Below are 17,529 nucleotides of genomic sequence, written 5' to 3' on the forward strand. Positions count from 1 at the left end.
CTTAGTTAATCAACTTAACTAAGGCGTAAATCTTAACCACAAAACTTAGCCGAATAGCTAGGACGCCTTTCGTTTCATCAAAAAAAGCGCCACTGAAACAAAGAGTACACTTGGCATTATCGCACCTAATGCAGGTGGCAATTGGTACACCAAACTTAAGCTACCGAAAACTTGGTTGGTAATATGAAATAACAACCCGGTTAATACCCCCATCATAATTCTCGCGCCCATCGATACTGAACGTAACGGGCCAAAAATAAACGACAAAGCTACTAGTAGCATCACTGCCACTGTAATTGGTTGCATAATCTTACGCCAGAATGCCAGCAAATAACGACTTTGATCTTGCTGGTTTTGTGAAAGGTATTCTAAATAGCTAATCAACCCTTGCACTGACAGTGACTCTGGCTTAACCGTAACCACGCCGAGCTTTTCTGGCGTTAAGCTTGATTTCCACGCCATAGTTTGATGTTGAACTTCCCTTATCTGGCTTTCTTCGATTGCTGTATCTCTAACATTTTTAAGTTGCCATGCACCATCACTATAGACCGCTGAATCTGCCGACAACCAGCTATCTAATTTTAAATTTGCATCAAAACGATAGACCTGTACTTTGTTTAAAGTACCTTGATCTTCTACTTCTGCAATATGAACAAAATAATCACCATCTTTCGCCCAAACACCGTTCTTAGACGAAATGAGACTACCTCCAGAAATTGCTTGGGCACGCAGCTCCCTTGCTGACGCTTCACCTGCTGGCGCTAACCATTCGCCTACCGCCATTGAAATTACAATTAATAAGGTGGCAGTTTTCATTGCAGACTTAACAATATTTAATTTGGATAGGCCAGCAGCTTGCATGACAACTAACTCACTGTTACTTGCCAGCATTCCAATCCCGATTAAGCCACCAATTAAGGCCGCCATTGGAAAAAATATTTCAACATCCCTAGGCACAGCATATAAAACATAAAGTGCAGCATGAGCTAGCTCATAGTCACCTCGGCCGACATCGCCCATTTGTTCAACAAACTTAATAATACCGCTAACACTAACAAACACCATTAAAGTGATAAATGTTGTAGAAGTAATCACTCGGCCAATGTATGCATCTAAAATACGCATTATTTAGCCCTCTTTGTTTGCTTTCGCTTAGGTAATTTAGCTTTTAACTTCATACCACTACTTCTGCTTTTCAACAGTAAACTTACACCCAATACTAACGCCATTAAATGTACGGGCCATAACCCAACATAATAAGGTAATGCATTGCCTTCTACCCCTGAACGCATTGCCGTTAGTAACAAGAAATAGGCTAAAAACAGCATTAGTGCAGGTAATAGCTTGGCAAATTTCCCTTGTCTAGGATTAACTACACTTAAAGGAACTGCCACCAAAGTTAAAATAAGACAAGCTAATGGAAAAGCTAAACGCCACTGAATGGCAGCTTGAGCATCTTGAGAATCATCAACCAATAAGTCACCTGTTGCTATAGCACTAATTTTACGGCGCTTATGCTCAACTTTTTGGTCTTGAATTTGGATATAGTACTTATCGAACGATACTGCTCTAAATTCACCTGAGCCATTATCACTTTGATAGCGAGTACCATCTTCTAAAATTAGGCGTTGTAAACCAGAATCTTCTTCTTCTACACGACCTTTATCGGCATATACTAAGCTTGAATTAATAACGCTTTCGGTATCAGCCGTTTCATTGGGGAGTTGTGCTACAAACACCTTATTGAGTGAGTTGTCATTTCGATCTTTATCATGAATAAACACTACTGCTTTTTTATTACCTGTTTTTTGAAATCTACCAGCGACCATAGCGGTAATACCCGAGTCGGCTGCCAGTTGCTCTTTAACTTGATATTCATACTCGGAGGCCATTGGCGCTAAATACAAGGTAAACAAACCGGTAAAAATTGCGGTAATAAAACTTAATACTAACGTTACTCGAACCACATACCATTCGCTGACACCACAAGCATGTAGCACCGTCATTTCGCTGTCAGCATATATTCGCCCATACGCTAAAAGTACCCCAAGAAATAAGCTTAGTGGCAGCAACATACCTGCTAAATCAGGCATTTTTAGGCCGATAAATATCATCACTAAGTGACCAGGGATGCCACCTTCTGAGGCGTCATCAAGTACCCTAACAAATTTATTACTGATAAATATGGTCATCAGAACAAAGAAAACAGCCAATTGTGTCTTAGCTACTTCCTTTAATAGATAACGAAATACAATCACTTAAACCTCGAATGGTAAACCATTATTAAAAACATAGTTTTTTTCTGACAATTGAGCAATTTTTAAGTAAAATTGCTATTTTTATACATAATAGAACAAACTTGCTCATAGTAAACGCGACGAATGCGGCTATAATTATAGCCCTTAGCGCTATCTAATTAATAGTAACCTTATCTATTAATTGTTGATTTTAGCAAGTTTAATAATAAGTGAAATCAGTTTTCACCTAATTTTGATTACAATTACACGCAAGAAAGCCAGCAGGAGAATTCATGGAATTTAGTGTAAAAAGTGGCAGCCCGGAAAAACAACGTAGCGCCTGTATTGTCGTTGGTGTTTTTGAGCCTCGTCGTTTATCCGCTATTGCCGAACAACTGGACGAAATCAGTGAAGGTTATATTAGTAACTTACTTCGTCGTGGTGATCTTGAAGGTAAATCAGGGCAAATGTTGTTATTGCACCATGTGCCCAATATTTTAAGTGAACGTGTATTACTTGTTGGTTGTGGTAAAGAACGTGAGCTAGACGAACGTCAATACCGTCAAATTATCAGTAAAACAATTAACACGCTCAATGAAACCGGCTCAATGGAAGCTGTTTGTTTCTTATCAGAATTACATGTTAAAGGCCGCGACACTTATTGGAAAGTGAGACAAGCTGTAGAAGCAACTCAAGATTGTTTATACAGCTTTAATAGCTTAAAGACGCGTAAAGAAGAACCTCGTCGTCCACTACGCAAAATCGTATTTAACGTTCCAACACGTCGTGAATTACCGATTGGTGAACGCGCTATTGCGCATGGTTTAGGGGTTTCTGAAGGTATTAGTACCTGTAAGAATGTGGCAAACATGCCACCAAATATTTGTAATCCTGCTTACTTAGCAGAGCAAGCAAAAATTCTTGAAAACGACTACAGCAAGGTCACTACCGAAATTGTTGGTGAGCGTGAAATGGAAGAGCTTGGCATGGGTTCATACCTAGCCGTTGGTCGTGGTTCTGTTAACGAATCAATGATGAGTATTATCAAGTACCAAGGCGGCGAAGCAGATCAAGCACCAATCGTTCTCGTCGGCAAAGGATTAACCTTCGACTCCGGTGGTATTTCAATCAAACCCGGCGAAGCTATGGATGAAATGAAATACGATATGGGTGGTGCCGCAGGTGTATTAGGTGCAATGCACTCTTTAGCGGAATTAGATCTACCAATTAATGTTATTGGCGTATTAGCCGGCTGTGAAAATATGCCTGACGCTAACGCATATCGTCCTGGTGATATTTTAACGACTATGTCTGGTCAAACGGTAGAAGTATTAAATACTGATGCCGAAGGCCGTTTAGTGCTATGTGATGCGTTAACTTATGTTGAGCGTTTCGAACCAGAAGCAGTAATAGACGTCGCAACGTTAACAGGGGCTTGTGTCATTGCACTAGGTAAACATGCTACAGGTCTATTGAGTAGTCATAATCCATTAGCTCACGAATTATTAAATGCCTCAGATCAAAGTGGCGATCGAGCGTGGCGTTTGCCATTGTGGGACGACTACCATGAGCAATTAGAAAGTCCATTTGCTGATTTCACCAATCTAGGTGGTCGTGCAGCAGGCACAATCACAGCAGCATGCTTTTTAGCGAAATTTACCAAAAAGTATAATTGGGCACACTTAGATATTGCTGGTACAGCTTGGCGTAGTGGTGGAAAAGACAAAGGCTCTACAGGGCGTCCTGTTAGCATGCTAACGCAGTTCTTGCTTAACCGAAGCGGTGCAGAGCAAGGCGAATAATGCAAACTCAAGCAACTTTTCATCTGATGCCTGATAATGCGCATGACAATGCGTTAGTGCAATATGCCTGTGTGCTAGCCGCCCAGCATTTTCGTCAGCAGCAAAAGGTATTTATCTTTGCTGAAAATGAGCAGCAAGCACATGCAGTTGATGAGTTGCTTTGGTCGTTTGAGCCAGATAGCTTTGTTCCACATAACCTTGTTGGCGAAGGACCAAGGCAAGGTTCCCCTGTCGAAATAGGATGGCAAGCACCTAGAGGGCGACGACCAGTATTAATTAACTTGACGCAAACAATGCCTGCATTTGCCGGTCAGTTTTCACAAATCATGGATTTTGTTCCCGTAGCCGAAAATGATAAACAGCTCGCTAGAGAGCGTTTTAAAGCATGCCGGCAAATGGGGTTCAACGTTAATACGCAAGCGATTAACAGTTAACAGAATCAAACCTCTTATTAATGAATAAAGAATAGAAAGTAGAGATGGAAAAAACATTTAATCCTTCTGAAATTGAACAAAAGCTTTATAAAAGCTGGGAAGAAAATGGCTATTTTAGCCCGACAGGTGAAGGCGACGGCTATAGCATTGCAATTCCGCCACCCAATGTTACGGGTAGCTTGCACATGGGGCACGCGTTCCAACAAACTATTATGGATACGCTAATTCGTTACCAACGTATGCAAGGTAAAAACACCTTATGGCAAACGGGTACCGACCATGCGGGCATAGCAACACAAATGGTTGTTGAACGCAAAATAGCAGCAGAAGAAGAAAAAACTCGTCACGATTACGGCCGTGAAGCATTTATCGACAAAGTATGGCAGTGGAAAGAAGAGTCAGGCGGCACTATCGGTCAACAAATGCGTCGTTTAGGTAACTCTATTGATTGGTCTCGCGAACGCTTTACCATGGACGACGGTATGTCTGAAGCGGTTCAAGAAGTTTTCGTTCGTTTATTTGAAGATGACCTAATTTACCGCGGCAAGCGCTTAGTAAACTGGGATCCGAAATTCCATACTGCTATTTCGGATCTTGAAGTTGAAAACAAAGACAAAAAAGGCCACATGTGGCACTTACGTTACCCATTAGCTGATGGTGCTACTACGGCGGAAGGTAAAGATTACTTAGTAGTCGCAACTACTCGCCCAGAAACAATGTTAGGTGATACTGGTGTAGCTGTTAACCCTGAAGATTCGCGCTATAAAGACTTAATTGGCAAACACGTCTTATTGCCGCTGGTAAACCGTTTAATTCCAATTGTTGCCGATGAACATGCTGACATGGAAAAAGGTACTGGTTGTGTAAAAATCACGCCAGCACATGACTTTAACGATAATGAAGTAGGTAAGCGTCACTCGCTACCTATGATCAATATTTTTGACAAAGACGCCGCTATTCTTGCGCAATCAGAAGTATACAATACCAATGGCGAACCATCGGACGATTACAGCACTGATTTACCAGCAGAATTCGCTGGTATGGATCGCTTCGATGCACGTAAAGCCATTGTTGCTCAGTTCGATGAACTCGGATTATTGGTTGAAGTTAAAGACCACGATTTAGTTGCGCCATACGGCGATCGCTCTGGCGTAATTATTGAGCCACTTTTAACCGACCAATGGTACGTGCGTGCTGCGCCTTTAGCTGAGCCTGCCGTTGCAGCGGTTGAAAACGGCGATATTGAGTTCGTTCCAAAACAATACGAAAACATGTACAACGCTTGGATGCGTGACATTCAAGACTGGTGTATTTCGCGTCAGCTTTGGTGGGGACATCGCATTCCTGCATGGTATGACGAAAACGGCAAAGTATATGTTGGACGCAGTGAATCTGAAGTTCGTGCTAACAATGGTTTAGCTGACGAACTTGTTTTAAAGCAAGATGACGACGTTTTAGATACGTGGTTTTCTTCAGCACTTTGGACATTCTCTACGTTAGGCTGGCCAAACAGCATGGAAGACTTAAAGAAATTCCATTCAACAGACGTGCTAGTCACCGGTTTCGATATCATTTTCTTCTGGGTTGCCCGCATGATCATGATGACCATGCACTTCATTAAAGATGAAAACGGCAAGCCACAGGTGCCATTTAAGAAAGTCTATGTAACAGGTCTTATTCGCGATGAAAATGGCGATAAGATGAGTAAATCAAAAGGTAACGTTGTTGATCCGCTAGATATGATTGACGGCATCTCGCTGGATAATTTATTAGAAAAACGTACTGGCAATATGATGCAACCACAGTTAGCTAAGAAAATTACTAAGCTAACCAAGAAAGAATACCCTGACGGTATAGAAGCACACGGCACTGATGCGCTTCGTTTCACACTTACTTCTGTTGCATCTACAGGGCGTGATATCAGTTGGGACATGAAACGTTTAGACGGTTACCGCAATTTCTGTAACAAGCTTTGGAATGCAAGTCGCTACGTATTAATGAATACTGAAGACCAAGATTGTGGTCGCAGTGGGGAAATGGAACTTTCATTGGCCGATCGTTGGATATTAGGCCAGTTCCAACAAACAGTGCAAAAAGTACATGAAGCGTTTGATACCTTCCGTTTTGATATCGCTTCACAGGCGTTATATGAATTCACTTGGAACCAATTCTGTGACTGGTACTTAGAGCTGACTAAACCTGTATTATTCAAAGGTAATGAAGCTCAGCAACGTGGTACCCGCCACACGCTAGTTAATGTGCTGGAAGGATTGTTACGTTTAATGCACCCAATTATGCCATTTATCACCGAAACCATTTGGCAACGTGTGCAACCGCTTAGCCAGTTTGAAAAAAATGGCGACAGTATCATGACTCAAGCTTTCCCTCAATTTGATGAACGTCAGTGTGATCAAGCTGCTATTGATGATCTTGAGTGGGTTAAGCAATTTATTATCGCTATTCGTAACATTCGCGGTGAAATGGATATTGCGCCTAGCAAGCCACTACCTGTGCTCCTTAAAAACGTGAACGACGAAGACAAACGCCGTTTAGCTGATAATGAGCAGTTCTTAAGTGCATTGGCAAAACTTGAAAGCATCACTTTACTTGCTGATGATGAAGAAGGCCCAGCATCTGCTACTGCAGTAATTGGTGATTTATCAGTGCTTATTCCAATGGCAGGACTAATAGATAAAGACGCTGAAATTGCTCGCTTAACTAAGGCAATTGAAAAGCTTGAAAAAGATGTTCAAAAAGTTAAAGGCAAGCTAGGCAACGAAAACTTTGTTGGCAAAGCACCTGCTGCTGTTATCGAAAAAGAAAAAGCCAAACTGGCCGAAGCAGAGTCAGCGTTAGCTAAACTGGTTGAACAGAAAGCACAGATTGCTGCACTCTAGTCAAACCGCAAGCGACAAACAAAAAGCCATTACATTTTGTAATGGCTTTTTTCTTCTAGAATTCATAAATTTGCAATACAACTAAAGTAAATTTTTTCAAGCTAATTCAAATTCTTTGTGTTAGACTATGTTCGCGTTGAGTTTTTGCGTTTCGGATGAAGGTTCAAATTAACTATATTAAGAAGTTTAGTTGATTCACCTGACGCGCTAGTGTTATTGGATACCTTCCTCTGTCTGTACTTTTGGGTAGAGGGCATTTACTCCGTGAAACGGTCAATTATGGCCACTTAATTTAAATATATGACTACGGGAAATGTTGGTATGTCTGATACAGTAACTGGTAAAGTAAAATTTTTTAACGAAACTAAAGGTTTCGGTTTCATCGAACAAGAAAATGGTCCTGACGTGTTTGTTCACTTCAGCGCTATCCAAGGTTCTGGTTTCCGCACTTTAACTGACGGCCAAGCAGTATCTTTTACTGTTAAGCAAGGTCAAAAAGGCCCAGAAGCTGAGAACGTAAACGCAGTTTAATCTGACGATACGTTAAAAAAAAGCAGCTAATTAGCTGCTTTTTTTGTGTCTGAAGATGAGTGATTAACTTACTTTATATTGATCTCTACCTGACTCTTTCGCCAAGTATAACGCTGTGTCTGCTCTACCATACAAATCCATTAACGTTTCGTTTTTAATATCAAACTCCGTTACTCCTGCACTTGCCGTGACATGATAGTCTTTACCCTTAACCTTGATAGTTAGCGCTCTAATTGCTGGCATTATACGAGACATTAATATTTTCGCTTGCTCCACCGTAGTATTAGGCATTATTAACATAAATTCTTCACCGCCTAATCGCCCGATATCGTCAGTCGACCTAATGGCATTTGCCATTTCTTGGGCAAATGCAGCCAGTACTTGATCACCAACATCATGACCATAGCTATCATTAAAATTCTTAAAGTTGTCGATATCAAATATCGCAATGGACAAAGAGTCTTGGTAACGCAGCGACCAGGATACCGACTTCTTAAGACTGGCCATTATCGCTCTGCGATTCGCAATTTGCGTTAAATCATCGCGCATTGCTAATGCACGCATTTTCTTACCATATGAATATTGCTTATAAAGGTGATAAACAACAAAAACGATCAGCAAGATACCCGCAACAATAAGACCAATTTGTAAATTTTGCGTTGCCTTCTGAGCTTTGACTTTTTGTTGCTCTGCATCGAGTAATTTTTTAAGTTGTGAATTTTCGTTTTCTTTCAACTCAAATTGAAACTCTGCCGCCATGCGTTGGGTAATTTCTTCACTTTGTCGACTAGCCAATTCATTCTCGATTTGGTGGTATTGTTTATAAAACCTCAGTGAGTTGTCAGGGTCGTCGTTAAGAAGATAAGCCTCAGAAATCATTAGGAGTACGGCGGATTGTTCATCTAAAAATTGGCTCTTTTGATATATAGGCAACACCTTGTGTAGTAAATCTATTGCCAGCTGATACTGCCCTTCATGGATATCTATCTGAGCACGAAACTTTTGAACTTCTGCAAGTTTGGTACTATTTTTTTGTTGAAAAAAGAAATTGTAGGCAACGTTAAGTCCTTCTTCTGCTTCCTTAAATCGCTGCTCTGCGAGCAATGCAGGAACCATTTTTAATTCAGCATAAGCGATACCAGGAATGTCTCCGACCTTTTCGGATAGGCTCTTAGCTTCGTTGAAGTAGGCTACTGCGCGCTTGTAGTCTTGGAGCTTATTAGCTATTACCCCTAAGTTATAAACACTAATAGATGCTTGCTGCAAATGGCCCTTTGCTAAATGGTAATCTTTGGTTTTATGGTAATAGGGAATAGACTTAGCGTATTCTTTTTTATAGGCATAAAAGCCGCCTAAAGAAGAGTTTACATTGTTTAGTAGCTCATCGTTTTCTAGACTTTGTGCAAGCTTAAATGCCCGCAACAAGTACTTTTGCCCTTTTGCAAAATTTGATAGTGAGCCATGCATTTGCCCTAATTTCACCAGCACAGATATTTCTAATTCTTGATGCTTTGAATTAATGGCCTGTTCGAGTGCCATATTATAATCAAGTAAACTTTGCTGGGTTTTACCCAGTGCTTGTTTAGATTCCGCACGGCAAATCAGAAGTTCTATTTTATTATCGTTAGTAAGTTCAGTTGTAGCTTGGCTAAGTTGATTGTTAACTAGATCTATAACATCTTGGTAGAGCTCCATCCGGACAGCAGTATCACAATACAGTGTCCAGAAGTATTGCTGTGAGTATATGTCGAACTGAGGAAGATCTTCTTTTAGCTGGTTAAGACGGTAAAAGAATTTACTTGGTTGCGAGTTAATTTGTGATTCAATATCACCTAACTCTTGTTCTAAATTTCGATTTTCAGCAAAGGAATTTGATGTTAGCAATAAAGCAAATAGTAACGTGACAAAACGACTTAACCTATGCATTTGATACCCTCATTGCTTTCTACTAATTCCATAGTAGCAGTAGTGATTGTTAAATGTCCGCTATTTCGTTGTTAAACCTTTGTAATAAACTATAAATTCTGCATAAAAACAAACTTTACCTAGCTCAACTAGGCACATATTAAATATGTTTGTTGATCAAAGCCAACATTAACTTAATATGATCATCACGGTCATTTAACGCTGGAATATAATGGTATTGCTCACCACCCGCTTTTACAAATACTTCTCGATTTTCCGATTCTAACTCTTCAAGTGTCTCTAAGCAGTCGGCACTAAATGCGGGGCTAATAATTGCGATATTTTTAATACCTTGTGTGGCGATTTGTTCAAGTGTTTCATCAGTATATGGCTTTAACCATTCAGCTTTACCAAAACGCGACTGAAAGGTCATTACAAAATCATCTTCCGAAAGCTGCAGTTCTTCAGCAAGCAAACGTGTTGTTTTAGCGCAAAAACAATAATATGGGTCGCCATTGTCGTGAAATAGTTTTGGCATACCATGATAAGACAGCACTAACTTATCAGGCTTACCGTGTGCCTGAATATGCTCTCTTACCGATGCAGCTAAGCTTGCAATGTACAGCGGGTGATCATGATAAGTACCGATAAAGTGCAGGCTTGGTATCCAGCGCCATTGTTGTAACTCTTTAACAACAGCGTCAAAGGCTGACGCAGTAGTAGGGCCTGCATACTGTGGATACAAGGGCAACACAACTATGTTATTGACCCCTTGCTGTTGAAATGATTTAAGCGCCTTACTCATCGACGGATTGCCATATCGCATCGCTATATCGACAACAACATTATCACCATATTCACCTTTTAAACTTTCTTTCAGTTTAGCCAATTGTCTTTTAGTGATTGCTAGAAGCGGCGAACCATCCTCAGTCCAGATACTCTGATACAAAGCCGCCGATTTTGCCGGACGAACGCGTAAAATGATGCCGTGCAAAATTATCATCCATACTAAACGTGGGATTTCAACAACGCGAGGATCAGATAAGAACTCACTTAAATAGCGGCGTAAAGCCGGTGCTGTAGGTGCATCAGGTGTTCCAAGGTTCACCAATAACACACCTGTTTTTAACTGTTGGTCGTGAATATTTTTATCGACACCGACAAATCGAGACATGCTACTACCTTAATGCACTCTAATTATAAAATAGCTTCAACAGCTTGGATAAATTCAGATTCATCTGGCGACATACGACTATTAAAATGTTTAATCGTTTGCCCATCTTTACTGACTAAATACTTGTAAAAGTTCCATTTGGGCGATGTGGTTGCTTCACCTAAATGTTCAAATACTGGATTAACATCAGAGCCTCGTACTGCGGTAGTTTGAAGCATAGTAAAAGTCACGCCGTAATTAACGAAGCACACTTTCGCTGTATCTTTTTCGTCATCTTCTTCTTGAAAAAAATCATCCGAAGGAAATCCGATTACCACTAAGCCTTGTTCTTTATACCGCTTATGCAGTGTTTCTAATGCTTTAAATTGAGGTGTAAAACCACAATTTGAGGCAGTATTTACAATCAACACTGGCTTGCCTGCCGTCAATTGGCAAAGATCAACGCGCTCCTTCGCATGTAATTGTCGAAAACTATGATTTAAAAACTGCGAACAAGAAGCGTCATTTTGCTTATTTTCTGCCATCTTTTCGGCTTTACTTTCATTCGAAAGCCCTAGGCCGAAAAGAATCACAACTGTCACGAGTGCATAAATTAATTTCACAAATAGTAATCCTTTTTAACTATTAATTAAGGTCATCTACTTACAATACGCACGTTTAAGGAACGATGGTATCTATTTTTAGCTGTATAATGTCTGTCGTATTTACGCTGACATTGTTTATTTCAGCCTTATAATCACCTGATTTAATACCTGCACCACCTAGCTTAGAGACAACCGCATAAATATTAACTTGCTCAAAGCCACTTAACTTCATTTCGGGTGTCATTGCCCGCGAATCATTAAGTACAACCTGCGTAGGTAAATCAGAGGCCATTAGTTTCACTGCAGCCAGCGGCATTCTGCCACCTTCTGCTGGTACCGCATAAATAAATACGACCTTGTCTTCACCTTGGATCAGTTTCTCTAGTACTTCTTCACCTAATTCAACAGCAACATTTATCTGCGGACCTGTTACTGCTTCTTCACCTTGATTACCGTTCGTCAATGCCATGCGACTTTTCGCTTCAGTTATCGCCTCTTTAAGGGCGTCAACATTAACAGCTTCGCTTCCCGTATCAGCTACCTTCTGCCAGTAGTCAATCGCTTGTTGATAGGACTGCTCAATAAAGTGATGCATGCCCAACAAAATATTGGTAGAAGGGTCATTAGGGTTAATTGCTAAAGCTTTGTCGATTAGCGCCTGCACTTCAGGTGTTATTTTTTGATTCGCAGCATAATAAGTTGCTTGTGCCTTAGCGCCAATTAAATCGGCATGTTCACCTTCAATAGCAATAACTTTATCAAACGCAGAAATTGCTTGTTCAAACTCACCTGCACTAATGTACAACTGAGCCAAACTATACAATGCATCGGGGTCATTTGGGTTTTCTTCCAACGCTTTTTTTATTCTATCAAGTTGTGAGTGCATTGCTGTTTGATCATCTTGATGGCTGTGATCAGACATGGCCGCTTGCGGTTCAGCCAATTGCTTATAAGCACCCTGTTTGCTATATAGCAAGACACTAAAAGCAATTACAAAAATACTTAAACCAACAGGCCAAAGCACGGACATACGATGAGAGCTTTTTTCTTGAGTTTCTTGTTCTTGCTTACTTTGTTCAATATCTTGCAATAAGCTTTTATCAAGCTCTGCTAACAAGTATTCGTAGTTTTCTTGATCTATATTTCCTTCAGCATAATCTTTTTCAATTTCTGCTTTATGCTCTTTATATAGAGAAATATTAGTGTGCTCTCTAGATTCACCAGAAAGTGACTCAGCATCGCCTTTGGCACTAGATAAGTAATGCCACCAAATTACTGCCAATAACAGTAAAACAAATACAATTATTATGACCAATACATCTATCATGGCTTATTCTTTTTCTTCTAAAATTTTGCTTAAACGTTGTTGCTGTTCATCTGACAACGCCAACTCTTTTTTAGTCGCTGATTTTTTACGAGCAACAACCACAACAATAATTACACCGATGAGCAATATAACCGCCGGCCCAAACCAAAGCACGTAGGTTAAACCACTGATCTTCGGGCGATAAAGCACAAACTCTCCGTAACGCTCGACCATATATTGCGTAATTTCCATATCAGCTTTGCCCTGCTTAAGCATTGCATAGACTTCATTACGGAGATCGACAGCAATTTGAGAATTTGAATCTGCTAAGTTTTGGTTCTGACATTTAGGGCAACGCAGCTCCTTAATAAGCGACTGATAACGCTTTTCCGTAACAGGATCGTCAAAGCTCACTGTTTGACTTGGCATAGCGGATACTTGTGATACAACCCCAAATGCCAGCACTAAAAATAAACTTGCTAGTTTTGCTAACATCCTACTCTCCTCTGGCTCTTTCTTGCGAAATAGTCTTAATCAATGGGGCAAACTCTTTCTGCCACACTTTGCCGTCAATAGGGCCAGCAAAACGTTTACGAATAATGCCATTATGATCAATAACGAACGTTTCCGGTGCTGCATATACTCCTAAATCTAAGCCTAATCGACCGTTAGGATCAAAAATAGAATATTGATAGGGGTCTGCTAAGTCTTCCAACCACTTAATTGCTAAATCACGCTCATCTTTGTAATTCAGCCCATACAATTTAAATTGGTCACTTTTCGCCAAATCAAGCAAATACGGATGCTCGTAACGACATGAAGGGCACCAAGTGGCCCATACATTTAGCAACTTAATATCACCCTTTTGACCGACAGACGTTAACGTTCTATCACCATCTTTAAGGCCAGTTAGTGTAAATTCTGGTACAGGTTTTCCAACTAGTGCAGATGGCAACTCTTGAGGTTTTAAAAATAAACCTCGATACAAGACTACTCCTAATGCAATAAAAACAATCAGTGGTAGAAATCGAATTATTTTTCCCATATTTTTACAACTATACCGTTTGTGTATTTTCGACTAATGAGCTAGCAGTTGAATCATTTTGCTTAGCAGGATTCTTAACTTTACGACGCAGTCGATAGCGTTTATCAAGTACGGAAATCAACCCACCAAGTGACATAAAGATAGCCCCTAACCAAATCCAACGAACGAAAGGTTTAATATGTACGCGAATTGCCCATGCACCGCCACCAAGAGGGTCACCTAGCGCCAAATAAACATCACGAGTAAAGCCAGGATCTATTCCCGCTTCTGTCATTCCCATCGTTTGAACTAAATAAGTACGACGCTCTGGTTGGAGTAAAACAATAAACTCATCACCTTGATAAACCTCCAACTGACCTTGCTCAGCTGAATAATTTGGTCCTTTAACTTGTTTAATACCATTAAATGCGATGGTGTAACCATCAACAGTAGCACGTTCTCCTGCCACCATCCGAATATTTGTTTCTGTTTCATATACAGACACTAATGTTACACCAACAATCGTGACCGCAATACCAAAATGAGCAACCGTCATTCCCCATTGACTCATCGTCAATTTATTTGCTTTACGTAATTGATTAATCGCTTCTTTAATAACGACACATGCTACCCAAGTAGCAAGGCCAACACCTAAAGCGACTAACCATTCAAACGACCCGCCATATACGAAAGGAAATGCTACGCCGACAACGACACTAATAACTGTTATAGGATTAAGTTGTTTTCTCAACTCTCCTTGCTTGGCTTTCTTCCAGCGAATAAGTGGCCCAATACCCATAGCAACAAATAGTAAGCACATCATAGGCACGAATACCGCATTAAAATAAGGAGGCCCTACTGATATTTTTCCATAACCTAACGCATCAATAAGTAGTGGATATAAAGTTCCTAACATAACGGTAACTGCAGCGGTAACTAAAATTACATTTGCAACTAACAGTGCAGTTTCACGCGAATAAAATGAAAATCTTGAAAACGATTGAACATTGCTAGCCCTTAATGCATAGAGCGTTAACGAACCACCCACGGCTATAGCTAATAATAATAGAATGAACGCACCGCGAGTTGGGTCAGCAGCAAATGAATGTACCGAAGTAATCACACCAGAACGTACTAAGAAGGTACCAAGTAAACTTAAACTAAAGGCGAATATTGCTAACAATACCGTCCAGTTTCTAAACGTACCACGCTTTTCTGTTACCGCAAGAGAGTGTATTAGCGCCGTACCAACAAGCCATGGCATAAATGAAGCATTTTCTACTGGATCCCAGAACCACCAACCGCCCCAACCTAATTCGTAATACGCCCACCAACTACCTAGCGCGATACCTAACGTTAAGAAAATCCAAGCTGCCACTGTCCAAGGCCTTGACCAACGTGCCCAAGCCGCATCCATTTTTCCACACATCAGCGCAGCAACCGCAAAGGCAAATGCTACAGAAAAGCCAACATAGCCCATATAAAGCATAGGGGGATGAACGATTAAGCCAAAATCTTGTAAAAGTGGGTTGAGATCTCGACCTTCCATTGGCACATTCGGCCATAAACGATCGAAAGGATTTGAAGTAAGTAGAGTAAAGGCGATAAATCCGACTGAAATCATCCCCATAACAGCTAATACACGCGCAATAAAAGCTTGTTCAACATCTTTACTAAATGCAGCAACGGCCATTGTCCAGGCGGTTAATGAAAACACCCATAATAATAAAGAACCTTCATGTCCGCCCCAAACCGCACTAATTTTATAATAATAAGGCAAATGGCTATTTGAATGACTTGCTATATAACGTACTGAAAAGTCATCAACAACAAAGCTGTAGCCTAATATCACAATACTAATCGTGGTAAAAATAAACATACCAAAAGTAAGTGGCTTAGCATATGACGCCAACCTAGGTTGGTTAGCATATACGCCGACAAGTGGCACAATAGATAAACAAATGGCAAACGCCATTGCTATTATCAAAGAAAAATGCCCTAACTCAGGGATCATGAATATCTCCAATGCTGTGTAATAAAGCCGCTGCACATTGAGGCTTTGAGCCTCAGTGAGTATTCGCAGTCGGTAAAACTAGGCCGATTCTAGCATTAAAAACATCAGTGTTTCAGCCTTTTCACAGTACAAATTGGTGACAAATTATGACGTTTTATGATTTAACACAAGAAAATGCAATTCACTCGGGTGAAACTATTTTGTAATCGATAATTTGTAGTATGATATCGGTCATAAATAAACGTTGGGTGTCTAGTAAACAGTCAACAATAGAAAATTGAAGTAAACTCTTGGCTGAGCAATCACCGTTAATTCAAGCGAAAAATTTAACTTGTATTCGAGAAGATCGTATTCTTTTTGAACACCTTTCTTTTGCCATATCCCCCGGCGACATCGTTCAAGTTGAGGGGCCAAATGGCGCAGGAAAAACTAGCCTACTTCGTTTGCTGGCAGGCCTTTCAATGCCATTTGAAGGCAATATTTTTTATCAAGAACAATCTATTCACGAACAAGCTGAACACTATTATCAAGATTTACTTTATTTAGGTCATATGCCTGGTGTTAAAGCCGAATTAACTGCACAAGAAAACCTTGCCTTTAACTTAGCAATGGTTGGTGCTGATCCCGAACTAGCTGAAGACACCTTAGCCAATGTGAATCTATTAGGTTTTGAAGACGCTACGGCTTCACATCTAAGTGCAGGACAACACCGACGAATAGCGTTAGCACGTTTATGGCAAAGCCAAGCAAAAGTATGGATTTTGGACGAACCGTTTACTGCGATAGACAAACAAGGCGTAGCTTCACTTGAACAACTTTTTGTTCAACATGCACAAGCTGGTGGTTGCGTTATTTTGACTACACATCAAGATTTATCTTTACCTGCAGATCTGGTGAAAAAAATCACCTTAAGTTATAGGTTTTACTAGTTATGTCTGCCACTGCATTGTCTTACCGTAAAACATTTTCTTTAATCTTAAAAAGAGATTTAACTATCGCTTTTCGTCATAAAGATGAAATGTTAAACCCTCTATTATTTTTCATTATTGTTGTTACCTTATTTCCGTTGGGTATAGGACCTGAAACCAACACATTAGCTAAAATTGCACCAGGAATAATTTGGGTATCATCACTGCTTGCAACGTTATTATCATTAGATCGCCTTTTCAAAGCCGATCATAACGACGGTTCATTAGAACAAATGTTAATCAGTCCTCAGCCATTGTTTATTTTTACCTTAGCTAAAATATGTGCCCATTGGCTGCTTACTGGCTTACCACTTATTTTAGTAGCTCCTTTATTAGCCGTGCTTCTACATTTACCGGAACAAAGTTATCAGGCACTATTTTTAACACTATTATTTGGCACACCGGTATTAAGTTTTATCGGTGCTATTGGCGCTGCGTTAACTGTAGGGATTAAGAAAGGTGGCGTTCTGTTAAGTTTGATCGTGCTACCTTTGTATATACCAGTATTAATATTTGCAACAAGCGCAATTGACACTGCAAGCATGAGCTTACCCTACGGTGGACAACTTGCTATAATTGCTGCGCTGTTTTTTGGCACCCTGACACTAGCACCATTTGCTGTGGGTGCTGCTTTAAAAGTGAGTACTAACTAA

The 17,529-nt window shown here is 40.3% G+C and carries 15 protein-coding genes; 6 read left to right on the forward strand and 9 right to left on the reverse strand.

The window, feature by feature from the left end:
* Nucleotides 1–57: 57 nt before the first annotated feature.
* Together lptG and lptF are read right to left on the reverse strand one after the other, a co-directional pair.
* A complete protein-coding gene (gene lptG, locus HII17_RS01660) occupies nt 58–1,128 on the reverse strand; it encodes an LPS export ABC transporter permease LptG (protein ID WP_169074135.1) in 1,071 nt (356 codons plus the stop codon).
* Nucleotides 1,125–2,258 carry an LPS export ABC transporter permease LptF gene (gene lptF / locus HII17_RS01665; RefSeq protein WP_169073581.1) on the reverse strand — a complete coding sequence of 378 codons (1,134 nt, stop codon included), beginning with the start codon at nt 2,256–2,258 and terminating at the stop codon, nt 1,125–1,127. Before lptF ends, lptG begins: the two co-directional genes overlap by 4 nt.
* A 272-nt stretch (nt 2,259–2,530) precedes the next feature.
* On the opposite strand from lptF, the gene pepA reads away from it, so the two are divergent.
* The 4 genes from pepA (at nt 2,531) to HII17_RS01685 (ending at nt 7,901) form a co-directional block, all read left to right on the forward strand.
* Nucleotides 2,531–4,039: a leucyl aminopeptidase gene (gene pepA, locus HII17_RS01670; protein WP_169073582.1), complete on the forward strand. Its 1,509-nt coding sequence runs from the start codon at nt 2,531–2,533 to the stop codon at nt 4,037–4,039.
* Entirely contained in the window at nt 4,039–4,473 is a 435-nt protein-coding gene (locus tag HII17_RS01675) for a DNA polymerase III subunit chi (protein ID WP_169073583.1), read from the forward strand. The genes pepA and HII17_RS01675 overlap by 1 nt, the downstream gene beginning before the upstream one ends.
* A 44-nt stretch (nt 4,474–4,517) precedes the next feature.
* Entirely contained in the window at nt 4,518–7,370 is a 2,853-nt protein-coding gene (locus tag HII17_RS01680; protein ID WP_169073584.1) for a valine--tRNA ligase, read from the forward strand.
* Between the two features lie 321 nt (nt 7,371–7,691).
* Complete coding sequence (locus HII17_RS01685) at nt 7,692–7,901, forward strand: cold-shock protein (RefSeq protein WP_169073585.1); 210 nt, start codon at nt 7,692–7,694, stop codon at nt 7,899–7,901.
* A gap of 63 nt (nt 7,902–7,964) precedes the next feature.
* Here HII17_RS01685 and HII17_RS01690 read toward each other — a convergent pair whose 3' ends face one another.
* The 7 genes from HII17_RS01690 to HII17_RS01720 form a co-directional block, all read right to left on the reverse strand.
* Complete coding sequence (locus tag HII17_RS01690) at nt 7,965–9,827, reverse strand: tetratricopeptide repeat-containing diguanylate cyclase (protein WP_169073586.1); 1,863 nt, start codon at nt 9,825–9,827, stop codon at nt 7,965–7,967.
* 139 nt (nt 9,828–9,966) lie between these two features.
* Nucleotides 9,967–10,980 (reverse strand): ferrochelatase, encoded by a 1,014-nt coding sequence (gene hemH / locus HII17_RS01695; protein ID WP_169073587.1) that lies wholly within the window; start codon nt 10,978–10,980, stop codon nt 9,967–9,969.
* 23 nt (nt 10,981–11,003) lie between these two features.
* Nucleotides 11,004–11,504, reverse strand: a complete 501-nt coding sequence (locus HII17_RS01700; RefSeq protein WP_169074136.1) for a glutathione peroxidase — start codon at nt 11,502–11,504, stop codon at nt 11,004–11,006.
* Nucleotides 11,505–11,637: 133 nt separating this feature from the next.
* The gene (ccmI, locus tag HII17_RS01705; protein WP_169073588.1) at nt 11,638–12,891 is read right to left on the reverse strand and encodes a c-type cytochrome biogenesis protein CcmI; all 1,254 of its coding nucleotides are present in this window, start codon (nt 12,889–12,891) and stop codon (nt 11,638–11,640) included.
* A 3-nt stretch (nt 12,892–12,894) separates the two neighbouring features.
* On the reverse strand, nt 12,895–13,365 hold the full coding sequence (locus HII17_RS01710) for a cytochrome c-type biogenesis protein (RefSeq protein ID WP_169073589.1): 471 nt from the start codon (nt 13,363–13,365) through the stop codon (nt 12,895–12,897).
* A gap of 1 nt (nt 13,366) precedes the next feature.
* Nucleotides 13,367–13,915 carry a DsbE family thiol:disulfide interchange protein gene (locus HII17_RS01715; RefSeq protein ID WP_169073590.1) on the reverse strand — a complete coding sequence of 183 codons (549 nt, stop codon included), beginning with the start codon at nt 13,913–13,915 and terminating at the stop codon, nt 13,367–13,369.
* A 10-nt stretch (nt 13,916–13,925) separates the two neighbouring features.
* The gene (locus HII17_RS01720; RefSeq protein ID WP_169073591.1) at nt 13,926–15,908 is read right to left on the reverse strand and encodes a heme lyase CcmF/NrfE family subunit; all 1,983 of its coding nucleotides are present in this window, start codon (nt 15,906–15,908) and stop codon (nt 13,926–13,928) included.
* A 290-nt stretch (nt 15,909–16,198) separates the two neighbouring features.
* On the opposite strand from HII17_RS01720, the gene ccmA reads away from it, so the two are divergent.
* Together ccmA and ccmB are read left to right on the forward strand one after the other, a co-directional pair.
* Nucleotides 16,199–16,837, forward strand: coding sequence for a cytochrome c biogenesis heme-transporting ATPase CcmA (gene ccmA / locus HII17_RS01725; RefSeq protein WP_169073592.1), 639 nt, complete (start codon nt 16,199–16,201; stop codon nt 16,835–16,837).
* Nucleotides 16,838–16,839: 2 nt separating this feature from the next.
* Complete coding sequence (gene ccmB / locus HII17_RS01730; protein WP_169073593.1) at nt 16,840–17,529, forward strand: heme exporter protein CcmB; 690 nt, start codon at nt 16,840–16,842, stop codon at nt 17,527–17,529.

It is taken from the genome of Thalassotalea algicola (assembly GCF_012932965.1).
GTDB classification, from domain to species: Bacteria; Pseudomonadota; Gammaproteobacteria; order Enterobacterales; family Alteromonadaceae; genus Thalassotalea_F; species Thalassotalea_F algicola.

What these genes read in the sequence shown, in the direction of transcription:
- hemH (WP_169073587.1), bottom strand. Translation starts at nt 10,980, where the DNA reads ATGTCTCGATTTGTCGGTGTCGATAAAAATATTCACGACCAACAGTTA.
- pepA (WP_169073582.1), top strand. Translation starts at nt 2,531, where the DNA reads ATGGAATTTAGTGTAAAAAGTGGCAGCCCGGAAAAACAACGTAGCGCC.
- HII17_RS01675 (WP_169073583.1), top strand. Translation starts at nt 4,039, where the DNA reads ATGCAAACTCAAGCAACTTTTCATCTGATGCCTGATAATGCGCATGAC.
- HII17_RS01690 (WP_169073586.1), bottom strand. Translation starts at nt 9,827, where the DNA reads ATGCATAGGTTAAGTCGTTTTGTCACGTTACTATTTGCTTTATTGCTA.
- ccmI (WP_169073588.1), bottom strand. Translation starts at nt 12,891, where the DNA reads ATGATAGATGTATTGGTCATAATAATTGTATTTGTTTTACTGTTATTG.
- HII17_RS01700 (WP_169074136.1), bottom strand. Translation starts at nt 11,504, where the DNA reads ATGGCAGAAAATAAGCAAAATGACGCTTCTTGTTCGCAGTTTTTAAAT.
- HII17_RS01710 (WP_169073589.1), bottom strand. Translation starts at nt 13,365, where the DNA reads ATGTTAGCAAAACTAGCAAGTTTATTTTTAGTGCTGGCATTTGGGGTT.
- HII17_RS01715 (WP_169073590.1), bottom strand. Translation starts at nt 13,915, where the DNA reads ATGGGAAAAATAATTCGATTTCTACCACTGATTGTTTTTATTGCATTA.
- HII17_RS01680 (WP_169073584.1), top strand. Translation starts at nt 4,518, where the DNA reads ATGGAAAAAACATTTAATCCTTCTGAAATTGAACAAAAGCTTTATAAA.
- HII17_RS01720 (WP_169073591.1), bottom strand. Translation starts at nt 15,908, where the DNA reads ATGATCCCTGAGTTAGGGCATTTTTCTTTGATAATAGCAATGGCGTTT.
- ccmB (WP_169073593.1), top strand. Translation starts at nt 16,840, where the DNA reads ATGTCTGCCACTGCATTGTCTTACCGTAAAACATTTTCTTTAATCTTA.
- HII17_RS01685 (WP_169073585.1), top strand. Translation starts at nt 7,692, where the DNA reads ATGTCTGATACAGTAACTGGTAAAGTAAAATTTTTTAACGAAACTAAA.